Genomic DNA, 15,854 nt, shown 5'->3' with positions numbered 1-15,854 from the left:
CCTGGCTGAAACACGGGTTGCGTAGGGTGGGACGGGTGAAACGCGTCTTCCAGCCGATCGACCCGCCCGCCCGCCTCCTGATGGGCCCCGGCCCGATCAACGCCGATCCCCGGGTGCTCCGGGCGATGTCGGCGCAGCTCGTGGGGCAGTACGACCCGGCCATGACCGCCTACATGGACGAGACCCAGGCGCTCTACCGCGAGGTGTTCCAGACCTCGAACGAGCAGACCCTGCTCGTCGACGGCACCTCGCGCGCCGGCATCGAGGCCTCGCTCGTGTCGTTGATCGAACCGGGCGACAAGGTGCTCGTGCCCGTCTTCGGTCGTTTCGGCCACCTCCTGCGCGAGATCGCGGAGCGCTGCGGGGCCGAGGTCCACGTCATCGAGGTGCCCTGGGGCCAGGTCTTCCCGCTCGAGACCATCGTCGAGGCGATCGAGCGCGTCCAGCCGAAGCTGCTCGCGGTCGTGCACGGCGACACCTCGACGACGGTCGCCCAGCCCCTCGAGGGGCTCGGCGAGGTCTGCGCCCGTCACGGCGTGCTCTTCTACACCGACGTCACGGCGTCGATCGTCGGCAACGCCTTCCGCACCGACGAACTCGGCCTCGACGCCGTCAGCGCCGGCCTGCAGAAGTGCCTCGGCGGCCCCTCGGGCTCGTCTCCCGTCACCTACGGCGAACGGGCGGTCGAGGTCATCCGGGCCCGCACGTCGATCGAGGCGGGCATCCGCACCGACGGCGACACGACCAGCAGCCGACGCATCGCGTCGAACTACTTCGACCTCGCGATGATCTTCGACTACTGGGGTCCTCAGCGCCTCAACCACCACACCGAGGCGACCACCATGCTCTGGGGCGCCCGCGAGTGCGCCCGCCTCGTCGTCGACGAGGGAGTCGACGCCGTGGTGGCACGACACGAGCTGCACGGCCGCGCCATGCTCGCCGGGGTGCAGGGGCTCGGCCTCGAGACGTTCGGCGACCTCGCGCACAAGATGAACAACGTGGTCGCCGTGGTCATCCCCGACGGGGTCGACGGCGACCGGGTGCGCGGTGCCCTGCTCACCGACTTCGGCATCGAGATCGGCACCTCGTTCGGCCCGCTGCACGGCAAGGTCTGGCGCATCGGCACGATGGGCTACAACGCCCGTCGCGACACCGTGCTCACGACGCTCGCCGCGTTCGAGGCCGTGCTCCGCCGCGAGGGTGCACCGATCACGAGCGGGGGCGGCGTCGGGGCCGCGTACGACGTCTACCTCGACGCCGACCGGGCAGGAGGCGCGGCGTGAGCGACGAGGCCCGCCTCGTCCTCGAACGCTGCGACGCCCTGGCCACGGTCTCGAGCAGCCCCACCGGCATCGAGCGCGTGTACCTCTCGCCTGAGCACGCCCGGGTGAACGCGATGGCCGGCGAGTGGATGCGACGGGCCGGCATGACCACCTGGCAGGACGCGGCCGGCAACCAGCGCGGCCGCTACGAGGGCACCGAGCCCGGCCTGCCCGCCCTGCTGCTCGGCTCGCACCTCGACACGGTGCCCGACGCCGGCCGCTACGACGGCATCCTCGGCGTGCTGCTCGGCATCGCCCTGGTCGCGCGGCTCGAGGCGTCCGGCACCCGTCTGCCGTTCGCGATCGAGGTCCTCGCCTTCGGTGACGAAGAGGGCACCCGTTTCGGCACCGCCCTGCTCGGTTCCCGTGCGGTCGCCGGCACCTGGCTGCCCGAGTGGTGGTCCCTGGCCGACGCGTCCGGCACGACGCTGCACGAGGCCTTCGTGGCGTTCGGCCTCGACCCGGACCGGGTCGGCGAGGCCGCCTACGAACCGGCCGACGTGATCGGCTACCTCGAGACCCACATCGAGCAGGGCCCCTACCTCGAGGAGGCCGACTTGGCGCTCGCCGTCGTCTCGTCGATCGCCGGGGCACGACGTTTCGAACTGACGCTGACCGGGGTCGCCGGTCACGCGGGGGGCGTCCCGTTCCACCGTCGGCACGACGCGCTCGCCGGGGCCAGCGAGATCGTCCTCGCGGTCGAGCGACTGGCCCGAGAGGCCGACTGCATCGCCACGGTGGGTCGCCTGCAGGCGTTCCCCGGCGGCGTCAACGTCATCCCCGGTCTCGTCGAGTTCAGCCTCGACCTCCGCGGCGAACACGACGACCGACGCGACGAGGTCTGGGCCGGCATCCAGGCCGTCGCGGCCGAGGTCGGCGAGCGTCGAGGGCTGACCCTCGCGGTGGACGAGACCCACCGTGCGCCGGCCGTCGTGGCCTCACCGCGCCTCCGGGGGTTCGTCCGCGAGGGCATCGCCGCCACCGGCGACGCCGACCCGATGGTGCTGTTCTCGAAGGCCGGGCACGACGCCATGGCCGTCGCCGAGCTGACCGAGTGGGCCATGCTCTTCGTCCGCTGCGGCAACGGCGGCATCAGCCACCACCCCGACGAGATCGTCACGATCGACGACGTGGCCGTCGCGCTCGACGCCTTCGAGGCCGCCGTGCACGCGGTCGCCGCGGCGCACCCGGTCGCGGCGCGGGCGTCCGCGTGAGCGGCCGCCGCGGAGACGGTGCTCACGGCGACGACACGCACGGCGATGTCGCCGCTGCCACCGCTGCCGCCGGCGCGGACGCGGCCGAGGGTGAAGGAGGCGCGGGCCCGGTCGAGGGGGCGGGCATCCGTGACCGCATCGACTCGGGCTACGGCCGCCTCTCGCCGCAGGAACAGCGAGCGGCCGACTTCATCCTCGACCACCTGGACGATCTCGCCGTCTACACCGCCACCGAGATCGCCGAGCAGAGCGGCGTCTCGAAGGCGACGGTGTCGCGGCTGTTCCGGCGGCTCGGCTTCACCGACGCGCAAGAGGTGCGCGACCAGGCGAGGGCGTCGCGCAGCCGTGGCGTCCCGGTCGGGCCGACCCGCGCCTCCGGTGGGCTCGCCGAGCACGCCGAGGCCGAACGTCACAACCTCGACGTGATGCTCTCGGGGCTCTCCGACGGCCGACTCGAGCGTGCCGCGGCGTTGGTCGCCGGGGCCGAGCGGGTCGTTGTGGCCGGGTTCCGCAACAGCTACCCGGTGGCGCTCCACCTGCGGCAGCAGCTGGTCCAGGCGCGGGACGACGTGCGCGTGGCGCCGCAGCCGGGCCAGTCCATCGGCGAAGAGCTGGTCGGGCTCGGGGCGCGCGACGTCGTCGTCCTGGTGGGGTTCCGTCGTCGGCCGGCCGGGTTCGCCGGCGTGCTGTCGTCCCTGGCTGCGCGCGGCGTGCCCGTGGTGCTCGTGGCCGATCCGTCGCTGCGTGGCGTCGACGTGACGGTGAGGCTCGACTGCCCGGTCGAGACCCCTGCCCCGTTCGACAGCTACGCGAGCGCGATGAGCCTGGCCGCCCTGCTGGCCGGGGCGGTGCTGACCGAGACCGTGCGCGCCGGCCGGCCCGAGGGTGGCCGCAGCCGCGTCGCCGAGATCACCGAGCTGTACGCCGAGCTGTCCGAGCTCGAATGAGCCTGACGTCAGCTCACGGGGCTGACCTCACGACCTCGGCTCGCGTCCAGAGTGGCCTGGGCCGGGTGGGTGGCACGCCGGGCGGCCGGGCGGCGGGGCGGCCTGCTCGGTGCCTCGCGGGTTCGCCCGGGCGCTATGTTGTCGGACGGAAACACCGGTCTCGGCTCGAGCGGTGGGGGTGACGAGAGGCGACGAGATGAACGAGATCGTGACGACGCGGCGGACGATCGGGGCATTGGTGGCCACGGCGGCGCTGACCGCCGTGTTCTGCACGTCGATCCCCGTATCCGCCCGGGCTGCGGAAAGCGACGCGGTCGTCGTTCGTGTCGCCGGCGACGACCGTTTCTCGACGGCCGTCCGCATCAGTCAGAGCGTCTTCTCGGACGACGAGACGCCCGTCGAGCCCGTCGGGCCTGCGATCGACAGGACCCGGGAGGCGCGGGTCGTCTACCTCGCCTCGGGACGCGGTTTCGCGGACGCCCTGAGTGCCGCCCCCGCGGCCGCACACCTCGGCGGGCCGTTGCTCTTGTCCGACACGACTGAGGTGCCGGCGGTCGTCCTCGCCGAGATCGCGCGGCTCGACCCCGAACGCGTCGTCGTGGTCGGTGGCGAGACGTCGCTCTCGCCCCGGGTCGTCGACCAGGTCGAGCGCGTCGTTCCCGGCGCCACCGTCGACCGTGTGTTCGGAGCGGACCGCTTCGCCACGTCGCGCGCCATCTCGATCGACGCGTTCGTGGACGACACCTGGCAGGCGCCGGCCGTCGGGAGGCCGCGAGACGTCATCTCCCTCTACGACCCCGCCGACCACACCGGCTACGACGTCAGCTTCGACGACGGAGCGCTCTTCGTCGCCACGGGTCGATCGTTCCCCGACGCCCTCGCGGCCTCGGCCGCTGCCGGCGCCCACGACATGCCACTCATCCTCGTACCCGGAGAAGCACCGTCACTCGACGAGCCGACCCGAGACCTCATCGCCGCCGTCGATCCGGGCTACCTGTATCCGGTCGGCGGTCCCGCGGTCATGAGCCAGGGCATCGTCGACGACCTGAGACGCGTCGCGCCCGTCGACGGCACGGCCCATGAAGTGGAGAGGCTGTCGGGTGGCGACCGCTACGAGACCTCGCACTGGACAGGGTCGACCGCTTTCTCGACGCACTGGGGACTGCCCTACGGCGTCGACCACTTCACCGAGACGAGCGTCTTCGTGGCGAACGGGGAGAACTTCCCCGACGCCCTGGCCGGTGCTGCCGCTGCGGGGTACCTGCGCCAACCCCTCTTCACGTCGCGCGCCGCGTGCATGCCCAGCGCGACGTACCATGCCGTGGACTTCCAGCAACCCGACGAGGTCGTGCTGCTCGGCGGTCCGTCCGCCCTCGCAGATCGGGTCGCGGACCTCAGCCGGCTCTGCTGACCGGGATCGCGCGCGTCGCCATGACCGGGGCCGGCGGCCGGCACGAGCCGGACGGCCCCGTGCTGTGTCGTCAGCGGCGCAGCACCGGCCCGTGACCCGGCAGCACCACCCGTGCCCCTCGGTCGACCAGCCGCCCGTAGGTGCGGCCCGCCTCGGCGAGGTCGGAGTGGAAGATCGGGTGCAGCATCTGCACGCCGTCGAGCCGTGAGGTCGGGTGGCCGGTGACAAGGGCGTCGCCCGTGATCAGGACGTCGTCGTCGGGTAGCGCGAAGACGGTGTGCCCGGGGGTGTGACCGACCGCGGCCGTCGGCACGACACGGTGACCGCTGAACGTGCGCGACGCCCCGAGGTCGAGCGGCACGACGTCGGTCACGGCCACGTCGCCCAGGCCTCCGGCGCGCACCGCGTGCAGCACCCAGCGGGCGAACCGCGGCTTGTACAGGTGCGGCAGGACGTCGCCGACGGTGACCTGGTGCAGCTGCTCGCGGGTCACGTTCGGCACCTCGGCGTGCGCCGCGAAGACCTCGAAGCCGTGCCGCCGACGCAGGGCCGAGACGGTGCCGATGTGGTCGCTGTGCCCGTGCGTCACGAGCGCCGACGTGAGCCGGGCGTCACCGGCGCCCGTCGCCGACGCCACGGCCCGGAGCGACGACTCCACCAGCTCGAGGTCGGCCGGGTAGCCGGCGTCGACCAGCGTCAGGGTGCCGTCGCCCGCGAGGATCGTCCAGTTCGACGCGGGACCCTCGACGAAGTGCACGCCCGGTGCGACCTCGACGGGAGCCGCCGCCTTCGTCGGACTCACGCCGCGACCTCGGCGAAGGCGCTGGGGCCGCCCCTCACGAGGCGACCCCGGTGTCGGGACGGACGAGCAACCGCGCAGGAGGCGCGCTCGGCCCCGCCAACCGGCCGCCCACCCACGTCGCCGCGACCTCGCCGAACAGGCGTGCGTCGTCGTACGCGGTCACGGGGTTGCGGTGCGAGAGGTCGTCGACGTCGATCGTCACGGGCGTCTCGGGGGCGAAGGCGACGAGGTCGGCGTCGGCGCCGACCGAGATCCGCCCCTTCGTCGGCAGGCCGACGAGCGCCGCCGTGCCCCGGGACATCCATCCGACGACGGCCTCGAGGGGGATGCCGCGCTGCCGTGCCCCGGTCCACACGGCGCGGAAGCTCAGCTCGAGGCCCGAGATGCCGCCCCACGCCACGTCGAAGTCGCCGTGTGCGGCGTCGGGGCCGCCGGCGAACTTGAGCTCGCGGGTCGACGGCGAGTGGTCGCTCGCGACGACGTCGATCGTGCCGTCGACCAGCGCCTGCCAGAGCAGTTCGCGGTTGGCCTCGCCGCGGATCGGCGGGCAGCACTTGAACTGCGTCGCCCCGTCACCGATGTGCTCGGCGTCGAAGGTCAGGTAGTGCGGGCAGGTCTCGACCGTGAGTCGCAGCCCCTCGGCCTTGGCCGCCCGGATGGTGTCGAGCGCCGTCGCCGACGAGAGGTGCAGCACGTGGGCGCGTCCACCCGTGGCACGCAGGGCGTCGACCACGTGCTCGATCGCCGTGCGCTCGACCACGTCGGGACGCGAGCGGACGAACGCGTCGTAGGCCGCGCCTCCTGCTGCGGGCGCCTCGGGCGCCCCGGGCGCCTCGGTCGGCGAGGCCGCGGCGGCGTCGAGGCCGTCGGGGTCCTCGGCGTGCACGATCAGCAGGCCGTCGAAGACCGCCAGTTCGGCCATCGCCTGGTGCAGCTGCTCGGTCGACAGGTGCGGGAACTCGTCGACCCCCGACGGTGACAGGAAGGCCTTGAACCCGAAGACGCCGGCCTCGTGCAGCGCCCGCAGGTCGCCCGTGCCGAGGTTCGCAGGGATCGCCCCGCCCCAGAACCCGACGTCGACGACCGACTGGGGGCCCGCGGCGGCGCGCTTCTGCTCGAGGGCCTCGACGGTCGTCGTCGGCGGGATGCTGTTGAGGGGCATGTCGACGATCGTCGTGACGCCCCCGGCGGCGGCGGCACGGGTCGCCGTCGCGAAGCCCTCCCACTCGGTGCGTCCGGGCTCGTTGACGTGCACGTGGCTGTCGACGATGCCGGGCAGCAGCACCTGGTCGTCGGGGAGGGTCACGTCGACGGTGGCGTCGACCTCGTCGGTGAGGCCGCCGATCGCGACGACGCGGCCGTCACGGACGGAGACGCTCGCCTCGCGCCAGACGCCGTCGACCCAGGCGCGACGGGCCCGGACGACCAGGTCGTGCCGCACGGCGTCAGCCACGGGTCGCCCCGGCCGTCGCCGCGGCCGCGGCCGCGGCCGCCTCGGCCTCGCGCCCCTCGAGCTCCCTGCGTCGCTCGCGCAGGAGGTGCCCGGTCAGCGCGACGAGCAGCGTCAGCCCGCCGGCGACGCCCATGCCCACGCCGATGTGCACCTGCAGCAGGAGGGCACCGACGCCCGCACCGGCGAGGATGAGCACCACGGCGAGCACGCGCCGGGGGAAGTTCTTGCCCGTGCCGCCGGCGAGCTTCGACTCGGACGCGAGCCCGACGATGGTCGACGTGACCACCACGGTCGTGACGTCGGCCACGGCGATCTTGCGCGCGGCGGCGGCCTGCAGCCCCATCGCGGCGCCCAGCAGGCCGGTGATCGTGAAGGCCCACGGCGTGTTCTCTTCGGGCACGACGAAGAAGGTCGAGATGCCGAGCCCGAGCAGCACGCCGCCGGTCACGCCGAACGAGGTCGTGCTGCGGCCCGACCACCCGGCACGGCCGCCGCGCAGCACCCGACCGCCGATCGCCGCTCCGAGCAGGAACGCGGCCAGGGCCACGATCGGGCCCACGATCGGCAGACCATCGGCCTGGGCGATGGCCATGCCGAGGATGACCACGTTGCCGGTCATGTTCGCGGTGAACACCCGGTCGAGGCCGAGGTAGCCGACGGCGTCGATGATGCCGGTGGTGAACGTCAGCGTCAGCATCATGACGAGGTGCATGCGCGCCTGGTTGCGGCGGAACTTCTTCACGGGGGTCCTCAGGTGCTCGGCGCCGGGGCACGGCGGGGCGGGCGAGTACGGCGACGTCGGCGCATCGGTTCTGCCGTCGATCGTATTGTCGCGGCTCGCTCGCACGCGAACCCCGGGCCGCGCCTGTGGATGAGAGGAGCCGCGCCTGTGGACGCGAGGAGCCGTGCCCGGGGACGAGAGGAGGCGCGGGCGAGGGCACCCAGGACGGACCGGCTCAGCGGCGGTGGACGACCAGGGTGTCGGCGAGGCCGGCCGTCGCGTCGGCGGCCACCGTGCCGGTGCGGGCGAAGTCGGCCCAGATCTGGCGCACCTTGCGGCCGCGGCGGTCGACGTCCTCCCAGTCGGTGGTGCCGACCAGGCGGGTGTGCGCCCAGGCCTCGCGGCCACCGAGCAGCAGCGGCAGCTCGGTGATGTGGGCGGCGCCGAACGCCGTTCCCTCGGGCTCCCAGGTGAACTCGAACGTCGAGACGCGCCCGCCCGCGGCGCGGTGCCGCTCGGCGAAGGCCCGACCGGCCCGGTGGTAGACGGCCTTCGTCGTGGCGTCGATCATCAGGCGTCGGATCGCCCGGCCGACCACGGGCAGGCCGAACATCCGCTGCAGCAGGGGGGAGAACTCGGCGAACACCGCGGTCTCGTCGGCCGTCGCGCCGATCAGCAGGTCGATCTCGGGCGCGACCTCGCGCCACGCGGCGTCGGCGGCGGACTCGGTCGGCAGCGGTGCCCGCCCGTACTGCAGCCCGAAGGCCATGCCGCCGCGCAGGCCGAAGCGCTTCGCCGCCCGCTCGGCCACGGACTGCCCGGCGAGCAGCTCGTCGAGCGGAGCGTCCTTGCGGGGCGTGCCCACCGCCTCCGTCATCGCCTTCACCATGCGGCTGCGGCCGCGCACGATGCCGAGCGGCGCGCTCTGCACGATGGCCCGGGCGAAGAGCCCCCGGGCGCCCTCGCTGATCATCAGGTGCGCGATCGCGTCGCCGCCGGCTGACTGGCCGAACAGGGTGATGCGGCTCGAGTCGCCCCCGAACGCCTCGATCGTCTCGTGCACCCAGCGGACGGCCGCGAGCTGGTCGAGCAGTCCGAGGTTGGCGGGCAGCTCGTCGCCGACGCCGAAGAAACCGAGCATGCCCAGCCGGTAGGTCACGGTGACGACGATCACGCGCTGCTCGGCGACGAGGGCGCGCGGGTCGTAGACGCGCAGGTCGCCCGCCCCCGAGACGTACGAGCCGCCGTGGATCCACACCATGACCGGCACGCGCTCGTCGGCGAGGAGGTCGGCGGGCAGGGTGATCGAGAGGCGCTGGCAGTGCTCGTCGTCGACCATGCCGACGGCGGCGCCCTCGATCAGGGCGTCGAGCCCGGGCGACGCGACCTGCGGTGAGGCGGGGGCGCGGTCGAAGGCGAGCAGCGGGGAGGGCCAGGGTGCGACCGGACGCGGCGGCTCGAAGCGGTCGGCTTCGGCGTAGGGCACGCCGAGCACCCGCACGACCTCGCCGTCGACCCGACCCACGATGCGGCCCGACGGGGTGTCGAACTCGCGGCGGGCGGCGCGGTCGTCGGTGTCGACGACCGGTTCGCCGGGGGCGGTCGGCGTGCTGGCGGTGGGGCGGGGGGCGTCCTGGGTCACCCGACCATGGTGCCCCTCACCGCCCGTCTAGGCTCGCGGGATGACCGCCGACACCCCTCCCGCCCCCGGGTTCTACCGCCACTTCAAGGGCGGCCGTTACGAGGTGCTCGGCACCGCCCGCCACAGCGAGACCGACGAGCCGCTCGTCGTCTACCGCGCGCTCTACGGCGAGCAGGGCCTCTGGGTTCGGCCCCTCGCGGCCTGGTCCGAGCACGTGCGACGCGACGGGTACGACGGCCCGAGGTTCGCGCCCGAGGGCTGACCGGCCCACCCGGTGGCCGGTGGCCGGTGCGCCCACCATGCGGTGGTCGAGGGCGAGCCGAGGAGGCGCGGGGCGGGTCAGCGAAGTCACAGCCGGTTGATAGCCACGCGGCCGGACACTCGGCTCATGAAGTTCTCACGTCGCTCCCAGCACCCCCAGGGTGCAGCCACAGACGGGGGCGTCGCGGACGACGCGACCCGCACCGCCGACCCGGCCGCGGCCGAGACGCCCTCGGCCGTGCCGCCCGTGGCCGTGCTGCCCCCGGCCACGCTGCCCCCGGGCATGCTGATCGCGGGGGCCTGGGCCTGGCGCCTGCTCGCGGTCGCCGCCGCGCTGGCGGTGCTCTTCTGGCTGATCGCCACGCTCGAGGAGATCGTCGTGCCGCTGTTGATCGCGATCCTCGTGTCGGCGTTCCTGGTGCCGGTCGCGGGGTTCCTGCACCGGCACCGGTGGCCGCGGTGGCTCGCCATCGTGGCCGCGTTGCTGGCCGGGGTGGTCGTCGTCGGGGGCCTCGTGCTGCTCGCCGTGACGCAGATCCGGGCCGGACTGCCGCAGATCGAGAAGCAGTCCGTCGCGCAGTACGACCAGCTGACGACCCTGCTCCAGGGGCCGCCGTTGAGCCTCACGAACGCCGACGTGACCGGCTACCTCAAGGACGCGCAGAACGCACTGCAGACCGAGAGCAAGGCGATCCTCAGCGGCGTGCTGTCGATCGGCACCGCGGCCGGGCACCTGCTGGCCGGGGGACTGCTGACCCTGTTCGCCACGATCTTCCTGATGATCGACGGTCGCGGGGTCTGGGCCTGGACCGTCCGCCTCTTCCCGAAGGCGGCGCGCCCCGCCGTCGACGGGGCCGGCCAGGCCGGCTGGCACACGCTGACCTCGTTCGTCCGCGTGCAGATCGTCGTCGCCGCGGTCAACGCCGTCGGCATCGGCCTCATCGCGTTCTTCCTCGGGCTGCCGCTCGCCGTGCCGATCGCGATCCTCGTCTTCCTGGCGTCGTTCATCCCGGTCGTCGGGGCCATCGTGACCGGCGCGCTCGCCGTGATCGTCGCCCTCGTGTTCGCGGGGCCGGTCCAGGCCGTGGTCATGCTGGCCGGAGTGCTCGTCGTGCACCTGCTCGAGGCCCACGTGCTGCAGCCGCTGGTCATGGGTTCGGCCGTCCGCGTGCATCCGCTCGCGGTGGTCTTCGCCGTGGCGGGAGGGTCGTACGTGGCCGGCATCCCGGGCGCGCTCTTCGCCGTGCCGACGGTCGCCGTGCTCAACGTGATGGTCAAGTACGTGGCGACGGGGGCCTGGCGTCGAACTCGCGTCGCGGACGACCTCGTGGCGGCACCCGAGACGTCGTGATCGCGAGCCGCTGACCTGCCCGGCCCGCGCCTCCTTCGCTCGGATGAGCGAGGCGCGGGCCGATGTCATCCGCTGGGATGATGCGCCGGACTGCCCGGTTCGACAGTGCATTGTGTGGTTCTACTCAGGAAGTCTCTGCATACTCGTCACTTCGCCCGGGCGCGTGCGCCCCTCCCGATCGAGTCCCGACTCGGCAGGGCAGCTGCGGCGGACGAGTCGGGGCCCCACGGCCTCGCGAGACCGACACCGACCTGTCACGGCTTCCCCCGCCTCTGCCGCGGGGCCCCGCCGCCCCGAGCGCCCCGCGCCCGTGCGGCATCGCCGTGTGCGCCCTGCCCGAACGGAGGCGCGGGTCGGCCGAGCACGAGGACCACATGACCCCCGAGAACACCCCTGCCTCCGGCGCGGACGCCGCGACCGCCGCCGAGGCTCCCGCCACGCGCCGCTCGCTCTCCGCCGGACGCCGTCGCACCGCCCGTCGTCGCCTCTCGCTGATCGGTGGCGTCGCCGCGGTCGCCCTCGTCACCGGCACCGGCTTCGCGGTCACCTCGATGTCGGCCGCCGGTGCCGACACCATCTCGGCCGAGCAGCACGCCGCCGACGTCAAGCAGCAGAAGGCGGACATCGCCACCTCGTTGGCCCAGGCCAAGGCGCGCTCGACGATCCAGATCGCGAACCAGGTCGTGGCCTCGACCTCGAGCCGGACCGACGCCAGCGACTTGCAGACCCAGGTCGCCTCCCTGGCCGACTACGAGAAGCTCGACGCCTCGACGCTGAACGACCGCGTCGAGAAGACCGCGCTCTCGGCGCAGACCGTCCAGTCGGCCGCCGCCGAGGCCGACCGACAGGCCGCTGCCGCCGCCGCTGCCGCGCAGGCCGCCGCCGAGGCCCAGGCAGCCGCCGAGGCGAAGGCCGCCGCCGACGCCGCGGCCGCCGCCGAGGCCGCCCGCGCCGCCGCCGACAACTCGGTCGACGGGGCCAAGGCCACGGCCCAGTCCCTCGCGTCGTCCCAGTACGGCTGGGGCAGCGACCAGTTCTCGTGCCTCGTCTCGCTCTGGACGAAGGAGTCGGGCTGGAACTACAAGGCCTACAACCCCAGCGGCGCGACCGGCATCCCGCAGGCGCTGCCCGGCAGCAAGATGGCCTCGGCCGGGAGCGACTGGGCCACGAGCGCCAAGACGCAGATCACCTGGGGGCTCGGCTACATCAAGTCGGTCTACGGCACCCCGTGCGGCGCCTGGTCGCACTCGCAGTCCGTCAACTGGTACTGAGCGGGTCGGCCCGGGGCCGGGTCGCCTCGCCTGCCGGACGTCGCACCGCCTCCTGAACGTCGCACCGCGGAAATCCGCGGTGCGACGTTCAGTTCGTGGTGCGATGCCGCGCCACGGGGGCGTACTGCCGCGCCACGGGCCTGCACTGCCGCGCCACGGGGCGCGACCGCTAGTTCTGCGGGGGGATCGTCTGCCGGTCGGTGGGCTTGTCGGTGGTGACCGGTGTGGGACGCGGGCTGGGGCTGGTCGGGCCCGGCGAGGGCGTCACGATGCCGTCGGTGGGAGGCGCGGGCGCCGGTGTCGGGCTCTCGGGCGTCGCCGACGGGCTGACGCTCGGGCTGACGGTCACCACGGGGTCGTCGTCGCCGTCGCTACAAGCGGTCAGCAGCCCCGAGGCGAGCAGGACCATCGCTGCGGCCACCCCCGTGCGAGCAGTGGTCGTGAGCAGCGTCCGCGTCGTCGTCCCCATGTCGGGAGCCTACGCGCGGCGGGTGCCGGGCATCGCGGACCGCCGGCCCGACCTCACCCGGGTCAGACCGCGCCCACCAGCGTCCACGCCCCGCCGTCGCGGCGCGTCACGCGTCCCTGGACCACGTCGGCCAGCTCGCCCACGGTCGCCTCGACGACGGCCCCGATGCGGTGCGCGGGCTCGTCGGCGGCGCATTCGTAGCGCACCACCAACCGTGGCTCACCGCGCACGAGCGTGACGTCGCTGGCCTCGACGGTCGTCAACCCGGCCGCACTCGCGGCGGCCGCGGGCAGCACCGAGTCGGGCCGCACCCCGGGTCGCAGGGTGCCGACGGTGAGCGTGACGCGGTACGAGGGCATGCGCTCATCCAACCCGCCACCACCGACATCGAGCGACGGTCCCAGCAGGGTCGCAGCCGCTTCACGGCGGACCCCGAAACACGTTCGACTCACGACCGTGCCACCCTCTGGTCATGAAGCGCACCGCGTCCGCCCGGCTCGAGTTCGACGTCGACGGCCCCGCCGAGTTCGTCCTGTCGATCGCCGCCTCCCGCGCCTACGCCGCGCCCGACGCGGTGGCGCAGGCCGGCACCGCCCGCATCACCGAGGAGGCGCTGGCCGTCACCCAGCACGGCGCACCCCTCGAGGTCCGCGAGCTGCACGACCACCACGGAACCCTCCTCCACCTGTGCGAGGTCGGGGCCGGCCGGGTCACCGTCGACTACCGGGTCGTCGTCGACGGACGACTCGACGAGCCCGCCGTCGACGACCTCGACCTCGTGCGCTACCGGCGCCCCAGCCGCTACTGCGAGTCGGACACGCTCAGCCCCACCGCCCGCGCCGAGTTCGGCGGGCTCGAGGGGCGCGAGCTGCTGGCCGCGGTCGCGACGTGGGTCGGCTCGCACCTCGCCTACGTGCCCGGGGCCAGCGCGCCGACCGACGGCGCGGTGCAGACCCTGCTCGACCGGCAGGGCGTCTGCCGCGACTACGCGCACCTCGTGATCGCCCTGCTGCGGGGGCTCGACGTTCCCGCGCGGCTCGTCAGCGTCTACGCCCCGGGCCTGTCCCCGATGGACTTCCACGCCGTGGCCGAGGCCTTCGTCGACGGTGCCTGGCACGTGGTCGACGCGACCGGGCTGGCCCCGCGTCAGACGCTCCTGCGCATCGCGACCGGACGGGACGCCTCCGACACCGCGTTCCTCTCGAGCCACGGCGGCCGCGTCACGGTCGCGGGGATGCAGGTGGGAGCCGTCGCCGACGAGCTGCCGCGCGACGACGTGAGCACCTTCGTCAGCCTCGGATGACCGCCCGCCGGCACCGCGCCTCCTGCACTCGCGCCGCCCCTGCCTGCCGCCCCGCCCTGGCCCCGACCCACTCCGCCACGAAGTAAACACGCCGCCACACGATCGCGTGGCGGATCGTTCACCTCGTGGCGGCGTGCGCGGGGCGGCGTGCGCGAGGCGGCGTGCGCCTGCCGGGTCCGGCTCAGTCCTCGCGGTGCGCCAGCTTCGCGCCCTCGCGCGCGCGGACGGCGGGCTCGTTCTGGTGGACGCCTGCGGGCCAGGACGTCGGTCCGGCCGACCCCGCCGGGTACTCGTCGATCGCGACCTCGCCGGTCTTCCAGGCCTTGACGACGGGGGCGACGATGCGCCACCCCTCCTCCGCCGAGTCGCCGCGCACCGAGAGCGTCGGGTCGTCGTCGAGGATGCCCTCGAGCACCTCGCCATAGGCCGTCAGGTCGGCCGCGCCGAAGTCGGCGTGCAGGGAGGCGCGCGACAGGTCGTACGAGTCGCCCGGGCCGTTGACGTTCAGCTCGAGCGACATCTCGTCGGGTGAGATCGCGATGCGCAGGCGGTCGGGGGTGCCTCCGCCGACGAACTCCTTCGGGACGTGGGTGGGCGGGCGGAACGTGATGACGATCTCGCGGCGACGCGAGGCCAGGGCCTTGCCGGAGCGCAGCAGGATCGGCACGCCGGCCCACCGCCAGTTCGCCACCTCGACGACGACCTCGGCCAGCGTCTCGGTCTCGAGCGACGCGTCCACGCCGTCCTCGTCGACGTAGGCGGGCAGGGTGCGGCCGTCCACCTCGCCCTCGCCGTAGCGGGCACGGCGGGAGTTCGCGACGGCGTCGTCGTCCCAGACGTGGGTCGCGCGCAGCACCAACTCCTTCTCGTCGCGCAGGTCGGCCGCGCCGAGCGTGGCGGGAGCGTTCATCGTCAGCACGGCCATCACCTGCAGCAGGTGGCTCTGGATCATGTCGACCATGGCGCCGGCGTGGTCGTAGTAGCGCGCGCGGTTCTCGAGGCCGAGTTCTTCGTCGTAGACGATCTCGATGCTCTCGACGTGCTGGTTGTTGAGCATGGGCTCGATCAGGCGGTTCGCGAACCGCAGGCCGAGCAGGTTGAGCACGGTCGAGCGGCCCAGGAAGTGGTCGACACGGTGCACCTGGTCCTCGTGCACGAGCTTCAGCACCTCGCGGTTGAGCTTCTTCGCACTGGCGAGGTCGGTGCCGAACGGCTTCTCGAGGGCGAGCGCCGTGCCCTCGGGCAGGTCGACCTCGCGGAGGGCGGCACAGGCCTTCTCGGTGATGGCCGGCGGCAGCGCGAAGTAGATGGACGGAGGCGCGTCACAGGCCTCGAGGAGGCCGCGGAGGCCGTCGGCCCCGGTCACGTCGGCCGTGATGTACGTGGTCGACTCGAGCAACGCGTCGACGGCGGGGCCGCTCGCGTGGACGCTGTCGAACGACGTCTTCACGCGTGCCTTCCACTCGGCATCGGTGTACTCCTCGACGCCGGCGCCGATCAGCTGCACGCGCCGGGGAGGTTCGATCGACAACAGGCCGCCGAGGCCGGGCATCAGGAGGCGCGCGGCGAGGTCCCCGCTCGCGCCCAGGATCAACAGGGTCGCCGGCTCGGGGGCCTTCTTCGCACTCATGCCGTGAACGGTAGTGGGCCGCGCCCGGCCGCGCCCGGGAGGGGGTGCGACGGGCCG

General features: G+C 73.6%; 15 protein-coding genes. 8 read left to right on the top strand and 7 right to left on the bottom strand.

Annotated elements, in window-relative coordinates; genetic code table 11:
- Positions 1-80 precede the first annotated feature (80 nt).
- The 4 genes from ASL10_RS02100 to ASL10_RS02085 all read left to right on the top strand — a co-directional run bounded on the left by ASL10_RS02100 (position 81) and on the right by ASL10_RS02085 (position 4,894).
- Positions 81-1,283: an alanine--glyoxylate aminotransferase family protein gene (locus ASL10_RS02100; RefSeq protein ID WP_056044545.1), complete on the top strand. Its 1,203-nt coding sequence runs from the start codon at positions 81-83 to the stop codon at positions 1,281-1,283.
- Positions 1,280-2,536 (top strand): allantoate amidohydrolase, encoded by a 1,257-nt coding sequence (locus tag ASL10_RS02095; RefSeq protein WP_056043849.1) that lies wholly within the window; start codon positions 1,280-1,282, stop codon positions 2,534-2,536. The genes ASL10_RS02100 and ASL10_RS02095 overlap by 4 nt, the downstream gene beginning before the upstream one ends.
- On the top strand, positions 2,533-3,483 hold the full coding sequence (locus tag ASL10_RS02090) for a MurR/RpiR family transcriptional regulator (RefSeq protein ID WP_233568466.1): 951 nt from the start codon (positions 2,533-2,535) through the stop codon (positions 3,481-3,483). The genes ASL10_RS02095 and ASL10_RS02090 overlap by 4 nt, the downstream gene beginning before the upstream one ends.
- Positions 3,484-3,679: 196 nt before the next feature.
- Positions 3,680-4,894, top strand: coding sequence for a cell wall-binding repeat-containing protein (locus tag ASL10_RS02085; protein ID WP_157485186.1), 1,215 nt, complete (start codon positions 3,680-3,682; stop codon positions 4,892-4,894).
- A 70-nt stretch (positions 4,895-4,964) separates the two neighbouring features.
- On the opposite strand, the gene ASL10_RS02080 is transcribed toward ASL10_RS02085, so the two are convergent.
- From ASL10_RS02080 to ASL10_RS02065, 4 genes are all read right to left on the bottom strand, one after another.
- A complete protein-coding gene (locus ASL10_RS02080) occupies positions 4,965-5,696 on the bottom strand; it encodes an MBL fold metallo-hydrolase (RefSeq protein WP_056043843.1) in 732 nt (243 codons plus the stop codon).
- A gap of 34 nt (positions 5,697-5,730) precedes the next feature.
- Positions 5,731-7,149, bottom strand: coding sequence for an allantoinase AllB (gene allB / locus ASL10_RS02075; protein ID WP_235452288.1), 1,419 nt, complete (start codon positions 7,147-7,149; stop codon positions 5,731-5,733).
- Complete coding sequence (locus ASL10_RS02070) at positions 7,142-7,891, bottom strand: DUF1275 family protein (RefSeq protein ID WP_235452286.1); 750 nt, start codon at positions 7,889-7,891, stop codon at positions 7,142-7,144. Before ASL10_RS02070 ends, allB begins: the two co-directional genes overlap by 8 nt.
- A 214-nt stretch (positions 7,892-8,105) precedes the next feature.
- Entirely contained in the window at positions 8,106-9,512 is a 1,407-nt protein-coding gene (locus tag ASL10_RS02065; RefSeq protein WP_082460074.1) for a carboxylesterase family protein, read from the bottom strand.
- A 40-nt stretch (positions 9,513-9,552) separates the two neighbouring features.
- On the opposite strand from ASL10_RS02065, the gene ASL10_RS02060 reads away from it, so the two are divergent.
- From ASL10_RS02060 to ASL10_RS16290, 3 genes are all read left to right on the top strand, one after another.
- Positions 9,553-9,774 (top strand): DUF1653 domain-containing protein, encoded by a 222-nt coding sequence (locus ASL10_RS02060; RefSeq protein WP_055975322.1) that lies wholly within the window; start codon positions 9,553-9,555, stop codon positions 9,772-9,774.
- A gap of 126 nt (positions 9,775-9,900) precedes the next feature.
- The gene (locus ASL10_RS02055) at positions 9,901-11,124 is read left to right on the top strand and encodes an AI-2E family transporter (RefSeq protein ID WP_235452284.1); all 1,224 of its coding nucleotides are present in this window, start codon (positions 9,901-9,903) and stop codon (positions 11,122-11,124) included.
- Positions 11,125-11,498: 374 nt separating this feature from the next.
- A complete protein-coding gene (locus tag ASL10_RS16290) occupies positions 11,499-12,395 on the top strand; it encodes a hypothetical protein (protein WP_082460073.1) in 897 nt (298 codons plus the stop codon).
- Between the two features lie 169 nt (positions 12,396-12,564).
- On the opposite strand, the gene ASL10_RS02045 is transcribed toward ASL10_RS16290, so the two are convergent.
- The gene (locus tag ASL10_RS02045) at positions 12,565-12,864 is read right to left on the bottom strand and encodes a hypothetical protein (protein ID WP_157485185.1); all 300 of its coding nucleotides are present in this window, start codon (positions 12,862-12,864) and stop codon (positions 12,565-12,567) included.
- Between the two features lie 62 nt (positions 12,865-12,926).
- Positions 12,927-13,223, bottom strand: a complete 297-nt coding sequence (locus ASL10_RS02040) for a hypothetical protein (protein WP_043596776.1) — start codon at positions 13,221-13,223, stop codon at positions 12,927-12,929.
- A 113-nt stretch (positions 13,224-13,336) separates the two neighbouring features.
- On the opposite strand from ASL10_RS02040, the gene ASL10_RS02035 reads away from it, so the two are divergent.
- Positions 13,337-14,167 (top strand): transglutaminase family protein, encoded by an 831-nt coding sequence (locus tag ASL10_RS02035; protein WP_056043838.1) that lies wholly within the window; start codon positions 13,337-13,339, stop codon positions 14,165-14,167.
- A 181-nt stretch (positions 14,168-14,348) separates the two neighbouring features.
- Here ASL10_RS02035 and ASL10_RS02030 read toward each other — a convergent pair whose 3' ends face one another.
- Positions 14,349-15,797, bottom strand: a complete 1,449-nt coding sequence (locus ASL10_RS02030; RefSeq protein ID WP_082460072.1) for a glucose-6-phosphate dehydrogenase — start codon at positions 15,795-15,797, stop codon at positions 14,349-14,351.
- Positions 15,798-15,854: the final 57 nt, after the last annotated feature.

Origin of the sequence: Frigoribacterium sp. Leaf8 (genome assembly GCF_001421165.1) — a bacterium.
Classification (GTDB): domain Bacteria; phylum Actinomycetota; class Actinomycetes; order Actinomycetales; family Microbacteriaceae; genus Frigoribacterium.
The sequence above is the reverse complement of the archived record's forward strand: the minus strand, read 5'-3'. Positions and strand labels throughout refer to the sequence as shown.